At 69.7% G+C, this 13,619-nt stretch carries 8 protein-coding genes; 2 read left to right on the top strand and 6 right to left on the bottom strand.

Annotated elements, in window-relative coordinates:
- Positions 1-2: 2 nt before the first annotated feature.
- From ACIQOU_RS32540 to ACIQOU_RS32520, 5 genes are all read right to left on the bottom strand, one after another.
- Entirely contained in the window at positions 3-1,787 is a 1,785-nt protein-coding gene (locus tag ACIQOU_RS32540; protein ID WP_401542768.1) for a branched-chain amino acid ABC transporter permease, read from the bottom strand.
- Between the two features lie 5 nt (positions 1,788-1,792).
- A complete protein-coding gene (locus ACIQOU_RS32535) occupies positions 1,793-2,722 on the bottom strand; it encodes a branched-chain amino acid ABC transporter permease (RefSeq protein WP_401542765.1) in 930 nt (309 codons plus the stop codon).
- A gap of 119 nt (positions 2,723-2,841) precedes the next feature.
- Positions 2,842-4,068 carry a branched-chain amino acid ABC transporter substrate-binding protein gene (locus tag ACIQOU_RS32530; RefSeq protein ID WP_401542930.1) on the bottom strand — a complete coding sequence of 409 codons (1,227 nt, stop codon included), beginning with the start codon at positions 4,066-4,068 and terminating at the stop codon, positions 2,842-2,844.
- A gap of 604 nt (positions 4,069-4,672) precedes the next feature.
- Positions 4,673-5,149 carry a hotdog fold thioesterase gene (locus tag ACIQOU_RS32525; protein WP_401542762.1) on the bottom strand — a complete coding sequence of 159 codons (477 nt, stop codon included), beginning with the start codon at positions 5,147-5,149 and terminating at the stop codon, positions 4,673-4,675.
- Between the two features lie 62 nt (positions 5,150-5,211).
- Complete coding sequence (locus tag ACIQOU_RS32520) at positions 5,212-7,491, bottom strand: FdhF/YdeP family oxidoreductase (protein ID WP_401542760.1); 2,280 nt, start codon at positions 7,489-7,491, stop codon at positions 5,212-5,214.
- Between the two features lie 253 nt (positions 7,492-7,744).
- Here ACIQOU_RS32520 and polA point away from each other — a divergent pair, with 253 nt between their 5' ends.
- Complete coding sequence (polA, locus tag ACIQOU_RS32515; RefSeq protein WP_401542758.1) at positions 7,745-10,471, top strand: DNA polymerase I; 2,727 nt, start codon at positions 7,745-7,747, stop codon at positions 10,469-10,471.
- A gap of 811 nt (positions 10,472-11,282) precedes the next feature.
- A complete protein-coding gene (locus ACIQOU_RS32510; RefSeq protein WP_401542755.1) occupies positions 11,283-11,654 on the top strand; it encodes a hypothetical protein in 372 nt (123 codons plus the stop codon).
- Between the two features lie 1,224 nt (positions 11,655-12,878).
- Here the strand turns inward: ACIQOU_RS32510 and ACIQOU_RS32505 are convergent.
- Positions 12,879-13,076 carry a hypothetical protein gene (locus tag ACIQOU_RS32505; protein WP_401542753.1) on the bottom strand — a complete coding sequence of 66 codons (198 nt, stop codon included), beginning with the start codon at positions 13,074-13,076 and terminating at the stop codon, positions 12,879-12,881.
- Positions 13,077-13,619 lie beyond the last annotated feature (543 nt).

Below are 13,619 nucleotides of genomic sequence, written 5' to 3'. Positions count from 1 at the left end.
GGTCACGCTCCTGCCTTGGTGACGGCCGGGGCGTCGGTCAGCGTCGTGGTGTCGGGTATGTCGAGTTGGCCGGTCTCGTGGAATTCGAGTTGGCGGCGGCGGTTGGCGATGATTCCTTCGGGGCGGAATCGCATGAGGAGGATGAGTGCGATGCCGAAGGCGAGGAGTGATTTGTCTTGGAGGAAGACGAGTTTTTCGGGGAGGAGGTAGAGGAGGGCGGCGCCGAGGAGGGGGCCTGCGACGGTGCCCATGCCGCCGAGGACGACGGCGGCGAGGAGGAATGCGGAGTTGGGTGGGGTGGAGCCGGCGAATTGGTAGGGGTTGGGGACGACGCTGTAGGTGACGTGGGCGCTGACGGTGCCGGCGAGTCCGGCGAGTGAGGCGCCGAGGGCGAAGGCGATGAGTTTGACGCGGAAGCCGTTGATTCCCATGGCGGTTGCGGCGGTTTCGTCTTCGCGGATGGCGATCCAGGAGCGGCCGATGCGGGAGTCGGCGGCGCGGGTGTAGACGAGGACGACGAGGGCCATGATCAGGACCATGAGGAGGTAGTAGTTGGCGAATCGGCCGAGGGTGATGCCGAGGATGTCGTGTGGTTGGCCGAAGTTGTAGCCGAAGAAGGAGAGGTCGGGGATGGCGGGGATGCCGTTGGGGCCGTTGGTGATGTCGGGTCCTGAGTCGCCGTCCATGTTGTTGACGGCGATGCGGAAGATTTCTCCGAAGCCGAGGGTGACGATGGCGAGGTAGTCGCCGCGGAGGCGGAGGGTGGGGGCGCCGATGAGGACGCCGAAGATGAGGGAGGCGGCGGCGCCGGAGAGGGCGGCGGCCCAGAAGGGGAATTGGATTCCGGAGAATTTGGAGAATTCGGAGCCGGAGACGAGGGCGGCGGTGTAGGCGCCGACGCCGAGGAAGGCGACGTAGCCGAGGTCGAGGAGTCCGGCGAGGCCGACGACGATGTTGAGGCCGAGGGCGACGGTTCCGAAGATGAGGATGTTGACGCCGATGTTGGCGTAGTGGTCGTCGGTCTGGGTGAAGGGGAAGGCGATGGCGGCGAGGAAGCCCGTGGCGAGGGCGAAGCTGCGGTTGCCGGCGATGAGGTGGGAGAAGCGGTCGAGGAGGCCGGCGGTGTGGAGGGCCCAGATGGTGAGGGTGACGACGATGAGGTAGCCGACGAAGAGTTCGCCGTATTCGGTGTCGATGCCGTAGGTGAAGACGAGGAGGCCGAGGGCGGCGATGGCGGTGATGGTGGCGCGTTGGGCCCAGGGGGTGGTGGGTTGGGGGGTGGGGATGCGGTCGGGTTTGGTGATGCGGTGGGTGAGTGCGGTTTTGAGGTTGCCTGGGGTGGGGGGTTCGGGGAGGGCGAGGGCGCCGATGAGGGGGAGGGTGGCGGCGAGGGCGGCGAGGTAGCCGCCGGGTTCGAGGTTGGCGAGGCCGCCGAGTTCGATGGCGATGGAGAGGATGGTGTACCAGGTGACGGTGAATCCGCTGAGGGCGGTGAGGAGGAGGGGGGCGTTGTTGCGGGCGGGGAGGAGCCAGCGGAGTCCGGGGGTTTGGTAGGTGGCGAGGGTGAGGAGGGTGGTGAGGAGGCCGGCGGTGAAGGTGAGCCATTGGAGGCCGCCGGGGTAGCCGTTGACGGTGAGGTCGCCGGGGAAGCGGTCGGTCCAGGTCCAGGCGAGGAAGGGGGTGGCGGTGGTGGTGATGCCGCCGGTGAGGAGGGTGGCGCGGGCGGCGGTGGGGGGCAGGGGGATGAGGCCGCGGGGGGTCTGGTCGGTGTGTGGGGTGTGGGTCATGGTGGTCACGCCCTGTCCGCTACGCGTTCGCCGAGTAGGCCTTGGGGCCGTAGCAGCAGTACGAGGATGAGGAGACAGAAGGCCCAGACGTTGGCCCAGCTCTGGCCGCCGAGTTGGTGCATGCCGGGTATTTCGTCGATGTAGGCGGAGGCGAGGGTTTCGGCGATGCCGAGGACGATGCCGCCGAGCATGGCTCCGTAGATGTTGCCGATGCCGCCGAGGACGGCTGCGGTGAAGGCTTTGAGGCCCATGAGGAAGCCCATGCGGTAGTCGATGTTGCCGTATTTGAGGCCGTAGGCGACGGCGGCGACGGCGGCGAAGAGGCCGCCGATGGCGAAGGCGACGACGATGATGCGGTTGGTGTCGATGCCCATGAGTTGGGCGGTGTCGGGGTCTTGGGCGGTGGCTTGCATGGCGCGGCCTGTGCGGCTTTTGCGGACGAACCAGGCGAGTCCTGCCATGCAGATGATGGCGGCGGCGATGAGGAAGAGGTCGGCGTCCTTGATGGTGATGGAGCCGATGGTGTGGGTGGTGTCGAGGCCGGGGAAGGCGCGGGCGCGGTCGGCGCCGGGGTAGAAGTTGCGGACGACTTCTTGGAGGGCGAGGGAGAGGCCGATGGCGGTGATGAGGGGTGCCAGGCGTGGTGCGCCGCGTAGGGGGCGGTAGGCGAAGCGTTCGGCTCCGACGGCGATGAGGACGGCGACGAGTGCGCCGCCGATCAGCATGAGGGGGACGGCGATGATCATGTTGGTGCCGTTGGGGAGGATGTAGAGGTAGACCGTGAGGGCGCCGAAGGCTCCGGTCATGAAGATCTCGCCGTGCGCGAAGTTGATGAGCTGGACGATGCCGTACACCATCGTGTAGCCGATGGCGATGAGCCCGTACATCGAGCCGAGGAGCAGCCCGTTGGCCAGCTGCTGCGGCAGGGTGTTCACCGCGTGGCCTCCATGTCGCTGGTGGTGGTGTGCACTGGTGGGTGCGGGGGTGGGGGTGTGGAAGGGCCGCGCGGTGGTGGTGTTCCTGCCGCGCGGCCCGTGGTGCGGTGTGGGGTGGGTCAGCCGAGCTTGGGTTCGCCGGAGTGGACGGCTTTCCAGGCGCCGTTGGTGACCTGGTAGACGGTGAGTTGCTTGTTGCCGGTGTCGCCGTACTGGTCGAAGGAGACCTTGCCGGTGATGCCTTGGAAGTCGGATTTCTGGACTTCGGTGACGACCTTGGAGCGGAGGTCGTTGATGTCGGTGGGGAGCTTTCCGCTGTTGGCGTCCTTGACGGCCTTCACGGCTTTGATGATGGCGGTGGCGGCGTCGTAGGAGTAGCCGCCGTAGGCGCCGTAGTCGCCCTTGTATCCCTTGGCCTTGTAGGTTTCGACGAATTGCTTGGCGGCGGGGAGGGTGTCGACGGGGACGCCGACGGAGGTGGCGAGGTCGCCTTCGGCGGCTTTGCCGGCGGTTTCGATGTAGGTGGAGGCGAACATTCCGTCGCCGCCGAAGAGGGGGATTTTGACGCCGGCGTCCTTGAGCTGCTTGGTGATCAGCGAGGATTCGTCGTACTGGCCGCCGTAGTAGAGGAGGTCGGCGCCGGAGTTTTTGATCTTGGTGACGAGGGAGCCGAAGTCTTTGTCGCCGGTGTTGACGTGGTCGGTGCCGACGACTGTGCCGCCGTACTTCGTGAACTTCTCGTTGAAGATCTTGGCGAGGCCGGCGCCGTAGGTCTGCTTGTCGTCGACGACGAAGGCTTTCTTCTTCTTGAGGTCGCTGTAGGCGTACTCGGCGGCGAAGGTGCCCTGGAGTTCGTCGGTGGTGGCGGTGCGGAAGTAGGTCTTGTAGGGGCGCTTCTTGGCGGTCTGCCAGTTCTTGCCCTGGGTGAGTTCGGGGTTGGTGTTGGCGGGTGATATCTCGACCATGTCGGCGGAGGCGAACACCTGCTGCATCGATTGGGCGACGCCGGAGTTGAGGGGGCCGACGGCGCCGACGACGTCTTTCTGGCCGACGATGGCGGTGGCGTTCTGCTGGCCGGTGGCGGGCTGGGCCTTGTCGTCGAGGGCCTTGACCTTGAAGGTGACGCCGGGGACCCAGTTGTTCTTGTTGGCGTCGTCGACGGCGACCTGGACGCCGTACTGGATGCCGAGGCCGGTGGTCGAGTTCTCGCCGGAGAGCGGGGCGTCGACGCCGATGGTGAAGGTGGTGCCGGAGGCGCTGTCTCCGCTCTTGCTGCCGTCGTCACGGGAGCCGCAGGCGGTGAGCGTCAGGGCTCCGGTCGTGAGAACGGAGGTGAGTATCACCAAGGAACGCTGTCGCACAATCAGTCCTTTCCACAGGCGCCGGCCGTTGTGGTGGAAACGGTGAGGGGCGCACTGGTACCTAACTCCCGATGGAGCGGTGACTGGCCGTGACTCTAAGCCCGGTGTGTCCAAAGGGGCATCGTGGTGGGCTGGCTTGTGACTTTCTTGTTATGACGTCCTGGAGAGTGGGGCTTGTCCGTGGGGTTTCTCGGCCGTTTTGGCGGAATTTCCGCCTGCTCACATAGTGAGAACTCGCAGTTCCGCTTGGTGTTGGGGGCTGTTCTGGGGCTTCGGGGGATGTGGGGCGGGGGAGAAGTCCGGGGAGATCCGGGACGTGTGGAGGGGGCCGCCGGATAGGTGTCACGGCCACTTAATTCGTGGTGCTGTATTGCGCGCGTGTAACTTAGCGTTACGGGGAGAAAGATTGGCTTCGCGGGGTGGGCAGTTTGCGAACTGTTCGGATGCGAATATTCGGACCGGAGTATTCCGGGGCGTATCGGCGGGCACGGTGAGTTCACCCGGTGTCACGCGGTGAAATCGTGCGGCGGGCCGGGCCTTTTCCTGGTCGCGCGGAAATGGCCCGGCCCGCCGGGAAGCGTGCGGGCTGTCAGCCGGTCGGGCCCTGGCCGCGCGGGGCGTCGCGGAGCATGCAGGTCAGGCGGGCGCTGCACACCCTGCGGCCGGCCTCGTCGCTGATCACGATCTCGTAGGTCGCGGTGGAGCGGCCGCGGTGCAGCGGGGTGGCGACGCCGGTGACCAGACCGGAGCTGACGCCGCGGTGGTGGGTGCAGTTCAGGTCGACGCCGACGGCGAGTTTTGCGCTGCCGCCGTGCAGCATGGCGCCGATCGAGCCGAGGGTCTCGGCCAGTACGGCGGAGGCGCCGCCGTGCAGCAGGCCGTAGGGCTGGGTGTTGCCCTCCACCGGCATCGTGCCGACGACGCGGTCCGTGGAGGCCTCGACGATCTCGACGCCCATGCGGGTGCCGAGGTGTCCGGCGGAGAACAGGGCGGGCAGGTCGACGCCGAGGGTCGCGTACTCGTCGATGACCTCACGCGGGAACTTCACTCGCTGCTGCTCGCCCATGGCACCCGGCTCCGTTCGTCGTGTGCGGCGCGGCTGACCGGCCGCCTTTGCTGAGCGAACGCTCAGTCGGCGGCCGATTGTTCCAGACGCACCAGAACGGACTTGCTGGCCGGGGTGTTGCTGGTGTCGGCGGTGGCGTCCAGCGGGACCAGCACGTTGGTCTCCGGGTAGTAGGCCGCGGCGCAGCCCCGCGCGGTCGGATAGTGCACGACCCTGAAGCCCGGCGCGCGCCGCTCGACGCCGTCCTTCCACTCGCCGACCAGGTCGACGTAGGCCCCGTCCGTGAAGCCCAGTTCGCGGGCGTCGTCGGGGTTCACCAGGACGACCCGGCGGCCGTTCTTGACGCCCCGGTAGCGGTCGTCGAGGCCGTAGATCGTGGTGTTGTACTGGTCGTGCGAACGTAGCGTCTGCAACAGCAGTCGTCCGGCGGGGATCTCGGGGTATTCGACCGGTGCCGCCGTGAAGTTGGCCTTGCCGGTGGCGGTGGGGAAGCGGCGTTCGTCGCGCGGGGCGTGCGGCAGGGCGAAGCCGCCGGGGTGGGCGACGCGCGCGTTGAAGTCCTCGAAGCCGGGGATCACGCGGGCGATCCGGTCGCGGACCGTCGCGTAGTCCTGCTCGAACTCCTCCCACGGCACGACGCTGCGGTCGCCCAGGACGCGGCGGGCGAGGCGGCACACGATGGCGGGCTCGGACAGCAGCTCTTCGCCGGCGGGCTCCAGCCGTCCTCGGGAGGCGTGCACCATGCCCATCGAGTCCTCGACGGTCACGAACTGCTCGCCGCTGCTCTGTAGGTCGCGTTCGGTGCGGCCCAGGGTCGGCAGGATGAGGGCGCGGGCGCCGGTGACCACGTGTGAGCGGTTGAGTTTCGTCGACACGTGCACGGTGAGGCGGGCGCGCCGCATCGCGGCCTCGGTGACGTCGGTGTCGGGGGAGGCGGAGACGAAGTTGCCGCCCATGGCGAAGAAGACCTTGGCGTCGCCGTCGCGCAGGGCGCGGATCGCGCGGACGACGTCGTAGCCGTGCTCGCGTGGGGGTGTGAAGCCGAACTCCTTCTCCAGGGCGTCGAGGAAGGCGGGCGCGGGGCGTTCGAAGATGCCCATGGTGCGGTCGCCCTGGACGTTGGAGTGGCCGCGGACCGGGCAGACGCCGGCGCCGGGGCGGCCGATGTTGCCGCGCAGCAGCAGGAAGTTGACGACCTCGCGGATGGTGGGCACGGAGTGCTTGTGCTGGGTGAGGCCCATCGCCCAGCACACGATGGTGCGCTGGGAGGCGAGGACCATCGCCAGGGCTTCTTCGATCTCCGGGCGGGTGAGGCCGGTCGCGGTGAGGGTCTCGTCCCAGTCGGCGGCGCGGGCGGCCTCGGCGAACTCCTCGTAGCCGTGGGTGTGTTCGCTGACGAACGTCTCGTCGACGGCGCCCTCGGTCCGCAGGATCAGCTTGTTCAGGAGGCGGAAGAGGGCCTGGTCGCCGCCGAGGCGGATCTGTAGGAACAGGTCGGTGAGGGCGGCGCCCTTGAGCATGCCCTGCGGGGTCTGCGGGTTCTTGAAGCGTTCGAGTCCGGCCTCGGGCAGGGGGTTGACGCTGATGATGCGGGCGCCGTTCGCCTTCGCCTTCTCCAGTGCGGAGAGCATGCGGGGGTGGTTGGTGCCGGGGTTCTGGCCGGCGACGATGATCAGGTCGGCCTGGTAGAGGTCCTCCAGCAGGACGCTGCCTTTGCCGATGCCGATGGTCTCCGACAGGGCCGAACCGGACGACTCGTGGCACATGTTGGAGCAGTCGGGCAGGTTGTTCGTGCCCAGCTCGCGGGCGAACAGCTGGTAGAGGAACGCCGCTTCGTTGCTGGTGCGGCCCGAGGTGTAGAAGAGGGCTTCGTCGGGGGAGGTGAGGGCGGTGATCTCGTCGGCGATGATGTCGAACGCCCGCTCCCAGGAGACGGGTTCGTAGTGGTCGGCGCCTTCGGGCAGGTACATGGGGTGGGTGAGGCGTCCCTGCTGGCCCAGCCAGTAGCCGCTGCGGTCGGCGAGGTCGGCCACGGGGTGCGCGGCGAAGAACGCGGGGGTGACCCGGCGCAGGGTGGCTTCCTCGGCGACCGCTTTCGCGCCGTTCTCGCAGAATTCCGCCGCGTGCCGGTGGTCGGGCTCCGGCCAGGCGCAGCCCGGGCAGTCGAAGCCGTCCTTCTGGTTGACCCGCAGCAGGGTCAGCGCGGTGCGGCGCACGCCCATCTGTTGCTGGGCGATGCGCAGGGTGTGCCCGATGGCCGGCAGACCGGCCGCCGCGTGCTTCGGCTCGGTGATCTTCGGCGCGTCCTGGACCGGATCGCCCTGGGGAGGCTTGCTGGCCATCACACACACTCCTTCGCGTGCACGGATACGCCGGATCGGTTACGACAGGCGGCTATGTCATCGATCCTCGCACGGCTCACCGACAACGGGGGAGCCTGTGGATAACGGGGGCTGTGGACAAGGAGCGGGGCGAGGGAACGGGGAGGGGGAGGGGACGGGGAGGGGACGGGGAAAGGGGCGGGGGAGGGGGCGGGGGTGTCGCCGGGGTGGTGGGCGGGGCTGACTGTCAGTGGGGCGTGGCAGGATCGGGGGCGTGGCAGATTCAGCAGCGAAGCAGACCGACAAGACCCCCGGCGGCAAGCGGCCCCGCCTGATGCTCATGGACGGGCACTCGCTGGCCTATCGCGCGTTCTTCGCGCTGCCCGCGGAGAATTTCACGACCGCGACGGGCCAGCCGACGAACGCGATCTACGGCTTCGCGTCGATGCTGGCCAACACACTGCGTGACGAGGAGCCGACGCACTTCGCGGTGGCGTTCGACGTCTCGCGCAAGACATGGCGCTCCGAGGAGTTCACGGAGTACAAGGCGAACCGTTCGAAGACGCCGGACGAGTTCAAGGGGCAGGTCGAGCTGATCGGTGAGCTGCTCGACGCGATGCAGGTGTCGCGGTTCGCGGTCGACGGCTTCGAGGCGGACGACGTCATCGCGACCCTGGCGACGCAGGCCGAGGCCGAGGGCTTCGAGGTGCTGATCGTCACCGGTGACCGGGACTCGTTCCAGCTGGTGTCCGAGCACACGACGGTGCTGTATCCGACGAAGGGCGTCTCGGAGCTGACGCGGTTCACTCCGGAGAAGGTCGTCGAGAAGTACGGGTTGACGCCCGCGCAGTACCCCGACTTCGCCGCGCTGCGCGGTGACCCGTCGGACAACCTGCCCGGCATTCCCGGGGTCGGCGAGAAGACGGCCGCGAAGTGGATCAACCAGTTCGGGTCGTTCGCGGATCTCGTCGAGCGCGTCGACGAGGTCAAGGGCAAGGCCGGGCAGAACCTCCGCGACCACCTGGACGCCGTCAAACTGAACCGCCGGCTCACCGAGATGGTGCGCACCGTCGAGCTGCCGAAGGGGGTCACCGAGCTGGAGCGGGCGCCCTACGACCGCAAGACGCTCGCGGTGATCCTGGACACCCTGGAGATCAGGAACCCGTCGCTGCGGGAGCGGCTCCTCGCCGTGGACCCGGGCGCCGAGGAGGCCGAGGGCACGCCGGTCGTCGCGGAGGGCGTCGCGGTCGACGGCACCGTCCTCGGCACCGGGGAGGTGGCGGGCTGGCTCGCCGAGCACGCCGGTGAGCCGCTCGGGGTCGCCACCGTCGACACGTGGGCGCTGGGCACCGGTTCGGTCGCCGAGGTCGCGCTCGCCGCCGCCGGGGGCCCGGCGGCCTGGTTCGACCCGTCGCAGCTCGACGAGGCCGACGAGCGGGCGTTCGCCGAGTGGCTGGCCGACCCGGCACGGCCCAAGGTCTTCCACAACGTCAAGAGCGTGATGCGGGTCTTCGCCGAGCACGGCTGGCGCGTCGAGGGCGTCGCCATGGACACCGCGCTCGCCGCCTACCTCGTCAAGCCGGGCCGCCGCTCCTTCGACCTGGACGCGCTGTCCCTGGAGTACCTGGGGCGCGAGCTGGCACCGGCCGCCGCGGCCGACGGGCAGCTGGCGTTCGGCGCGGACGAGGGTGCCGAGGCGGAAGCCCTGATGATCCAGGCCCGTGCCGTCCTCGACCTGGGGGAGGCCTTCGAGGTCCGCCTCCCGGAGGTCGGCGCCGCGGACCTGCTGCGCGACATGGAACTGCCCACGTCCGTCCTCCTGGCCCGCCTGGAGCGGCACGGCATCGCGGCCGACCGCGCCCACCTGGAGGCCATGGAGCAGATGTTCGCCGGGGCCGTGCAGCAGGCGGTGAAGGAGGCGCACGCGGCGGCCGGCCACGAGTTCAACCTCGGCTCGCCCAAGCAGCTCCAGGAAGTCCTCTTCGGTGAACTGGGCCTGCCCAGGACCAAGAAGACCAAGACCGGTTACACCACCGACGCCGACGCCCTGGCCTGGCTGGCCAACCAGACGGAGAACGACCTCCCCGTCATCATGCTCCGTCACCGCGAGCAGGCGAAGCTCCGGGTCACCGTCGAGGGCCTCATCAAGTCCATCGCGGCCGACACCCGCATCCACACCACCTTCAACCAGACGGTCGCCGCGACCGGCCGGCTCTCCTCCACCGACCCCAACCTCCAGAACATCCCGGTCCGCACCGACGAGGGCCGGGCGATCCGCCGGGGCTTCGTGGTCGGCGAGGGCTACGAGTCGTTGATGACCGCCGACTACAGCCAGATCGAGCTGCGGGTGATGGCACATCTCTCCGAGGACGAGGGCCTCATCGAGGCGTTCACCTCCGGCGAGGACCTCCACACCACCGTCGCCGCGCAGGTGTTCTCGGTCGACCGGACCGCGGTGGACGCGGAGATGCGACGCAAGATCAAGGCCATGTCGTACGGGCTCGCCTACGGTCTGTCCGCGTTCGGCCTCTCCCAGCAGCTGAACATCGACGCCGGTGAGGCGCGGGCGCTGATGGACACGTACTTCGAGCGGTTCGGCGGGGTGCGGGAGTATCTGCGGCGGGCGGTGGACGAGGCCCGGGCGACCGGGTACACGGCGACGCTCTTCGGGCGCCGCCGCTACCTGCCCGACCTCAACAGCGACAACCGGCAGCGCCGCGAGGCCGCCGAACGCATGGCGCTCAACGCCCCCATCCAGGGCACGGCCGCCGACATCGTGAAGATCGCCATGCTCAACGTCGACAAGGCGCTGCGCGAGGCCGACCTCACCTCCCGCATGCTCCTCCAGGTCCACGACGAAATCGTCCTGGAGATCGCCCCCGGCGAACGCGCGGCGACGGAGAAGATCGTTCGCCACGAAATGGCCAACGCGGTCCACCTACGGGCCCCGCTGGACGTGTCCGTGGGCGTCGGCAACGACTGGGAATCAGCAGCGCACTAGCCTCCGGCGGTTGGCGGGGGTGGGGGTGGGGGACTGGGTCCGCCGGGCGGGTGGAGGGGGGTGACGGCCTTCGCCGGGCGGGTGGGGGTGGGTGTCGGCCTTCGCCGGGCGGGTGGGGGTGGGTGTCGGCCTTCGGCGGGGTGTGTGGGGGTGAGTGACTGGCCCCGCCGGGCGGCTGGAGGTGGGTGACTGCCTGCGCTGGTCGGGTGGGATGGTGGCCTGTTCCGGGCGCGTGGGGGTGGGTGATCGCCTGTGCCAGTCGGATGGGGTGCATGCCTGCGTCGGGCGGGCGGAGGCGGGTGAATGCCTGTGCCGGGCGGGCGGGGGGACGGCCTCCGCCGGGCTGGAGGTGGTGACTGCCTGCGCTGGTCGGGTGGGGCGGTGGCCTTGCCGGGTGGAGGTGGTGACCGCCTGCGCCGGGCGTGCGGGGTGAATGCCTGTGCCGGGTGGGTGGCTGGCTCCGTCGGGCGGGTTGGGTGACGGCCGTTGGCGGTCGGATGGGGTCGGGTGGCTGCCTCTGCCGGTTGGGCGGGGGTGTGGTGAGGGTTGCTGGCGGTTTGGTGGAGGCGGGCGATGGCCTCCGGTGGTCCAGTGGGGTGAACGGGTCGGTCTGAGGTGCGTCTGCTGGGCTTGCCTCTTGCCGGTGGCGACGGTGAGGCAGTGGTGCGGGGCTTGGCGGGCTAGGAGGGTTTCTCTCACCCGACAGGCCCACCTTCATCCGTCCGCCCCGCCCCGCGCCCCGCACGCCCCCGTCACTCGCGTGGCCCCCGCCGAAGCGCCCCGCGCCGCGGGCTCCCGTCAGGATGCGGGCATGGGTATACGCATGCTCAACCGCCGACCGGCGTCCCAGCGGCCCCGCCTCGACGCGGCGCCCGCCACGTCACGCCGGTCCGCCCCGGTCTTCGCGACCGCCGCAAGCACCGCCCGCGTCCCCGCCGACCTGGTCACCACCCTGCGCCGCACAGCAGCCGACCTGCGCCGTGATGTGCCCCGGCGCCTCACCACCGCCCGCGCCGACCTCGCCCAACCGGCGACCTGGTTCCTGTGGGCGACCCTGCTGCGCGGCCACCTCGCGACGGCCCTCACGCGCATTCCGCGTTCGATCCGGCGGCCCCGCACACTCGACGTCTTCGTGGCGCTGCCCACCGATACCGCCCGCCGAAAGGGCTCGGCCGCGCGCTGAGGCCCCTGTGATGAGGGGGAGTGGCTCGGCGGGTGATCCGGCGCTGACCTTTCGGCGTGGAACTGCTGGCGCTGACCTGCCAGTTGTGGTCGGAAGTCGTCCGCCTGAGTGGTCTGGCTCGCTTCGCGTTGCGGGAGGGGGCTCTATGTCGAGGGCTAAGCGGCCTCCCGGTGCCGGTGCCGGTGCCGGTGCCGGTGGCGATGTGGTGGGCGCTGATGTGCGGGGAGTCGACGGGGGAGTGGGGCGCCGGGCGATCCGGTGCCGACCTTCCGTCGTGGATCTGCTGGTGCTGGTGGCTGGCCTGCGCGGCCTGGCTCCCTTCCCGTTGTTGGAAGGCCTCGCTGCCGAGGGCTTTGAGGTCACTGCGGTGCCGGTGACGCTGAACTGATGTGCGTGGGAGTCGGCGGGGGAGTAGGGCGGCTGGTGATTCCGATAGGGATCTCCCGGCGCTGCCCTGCCAGTGCTGGTCGGGGCTAGTTCGCCTGCGCGGCCCAGCTCGCTTCCCATCTCGGCTGGCCTCCCCGCTGAGGGCTTCGTGGCCGCCCAGGACCCGCGTCGGCGGTCCTGATACCCCGGGCGCCGACAGGGAACGGGCCGCCGGAGCATCCGGCGCTGAACTCCCGGCGTTGACCTGCGCGCTTATCTCCCGGTACCGACCGGGGCAGCCCGTCCAGGCGGCCCAACTCGCCCCCCCGTCACAAGTGCCGCCGCGCTGAAACCTTCGCGGCACCCCAGACCAGTTCCGCCAGCGATGCCGGTAGCGCCGACAGCGTTGCCCTTCCGCACCTCGGGCTCCCCCCGGACAAGGGCCCCGTGCCGGTCGCTGGCCACTGCCGTGCCCGGGGTAAGCCCGTTCCCGCCCGCTGCCCTGGAAGCACGGAGGCTTCACCCCCCCAGCACCCCGCCAACGCCGGTACACAAGCCGTACCCCGGCCCAACTCGGGCCCACGTTCCCCGCACAAGGGCGGGGCGAGGGCCAGCGCCCCCAGACCAGTTGGCGCGTCGAGGTAGGCGAGCTGGGCACGCGGCGCGGCGTCTGCGAGAGGACGCGACTCAACGCCGTTCAGCTGGACGGGAGTTACCCCCGCTCTCCGCCATCACCCCACCAACCCCCGCCACTCACGCCAACCCCTCATCACCGCAGCCCAACTCACCCCGCCCCGCTCACCTCAACTCTTCATCAACGCGCCCCAACTCACCCCGCCCGCTCACCTCAACCCCTCATCACCGCACCCCGCCCCTGTCCCACTCGCCCTCGACGCCTCCCGCCGCACGCCACCCCCGTACCGCCACCGCGTACACCACCAACCCCGCGATCAGCCCAGCCCCCGCTCCGAAGCACACCGTCGGGATCAGTTCCCAGGGCTTGGCGACTGTGCCCCAGTGCGACCACCAGACCGTCGCTCGCTGTACCGCCGCCACGGTCGCGCACCCGGCGATCACAGCGCAGGCCCACCAGCGGTCCCGCACCGACAGGACAGGAACCCCACGGTTGAACCGGAACCCGGGAACAGCCCGCCCAGCCTCCACGTCCGACCTGCCGAGACTGGCCCCTCCCTCAGCGACCCCCGACCTGCCGAGCCGAGCCCCCTTCTCAGCAGCGCCCCCCGTGTCCAACTTGCCAAGCCGAGCCTCTCCCTCAACGGCCTCCGACCTGCCAGACCAGACCTCCGCACCAGCCTCCGATGCGCCGGCCAGTACCGCCCGTTCACCAGGCACCGTTTCCGACCCACCAGCCTGGACCGCCCGTTCAGCAGCTGCCGTTTCCGATCTGCCGGACAGGACCGCCCGCTCACCAGGCGCGGCCGATGATCCGTCGGCCAGGACCGCCCGTTCACCAGCTGCCGTTCCCGACCCACCAGCCAGGACTGCCCGTTCAGCAGCTGCCGTTTCCGATCTGCCGGACAGGACCGCCCGCTCACCAGGCGCGGCCGATGATCCGTCGGCCAGGACCGCCCGTTCACC

The organism is Streptomyces sp. NPDC091279, from assembly GCF_044757465.1.
In the GTDB taxonomy this organism is placed as follows: Bacteria; Actinomycetota; Actinomycetes; order Streptomycetales; family Streptomycetaceae; genus Streptomyces.
The sequence above is the reverse complement of the archived record's forward strand: the minus strand, read 5'-3'. Positions and strand labels throughout refer to the sequence as shown.

Coding starts and splice junctions, on each gene's coding strand:
- ACIQOU_RS32540 (WP_401542768.1), bottom strand. CDS start 1,787: ATGACCCACACCCCACACACCGACCAGACCCCCCGCGGCCTCATCCCC.
- ACIQOU_RS32525 (WP_401542762.1), bottom strand. CDS start 5,149: ATGGGCGAGCAGCAGCGAGTGAAGTTCCCGCGTGAGGTCATCGACGAG.
- ACIQOU_RS32520 (WP_401542760.1), bottom strand. CDS start 7,491: ATGGCCAGCAAGCCTCCCCAGGGCGATCCGGTCCAGGACGCGCCGAAG.
- ACIQOU_RS32510 (WP_401542755.1), top strand. CDS start 11,283: ATGGGTATACGCATGCTCAACCGCCGACCGGCGTCCCAGCGGCCCCGC.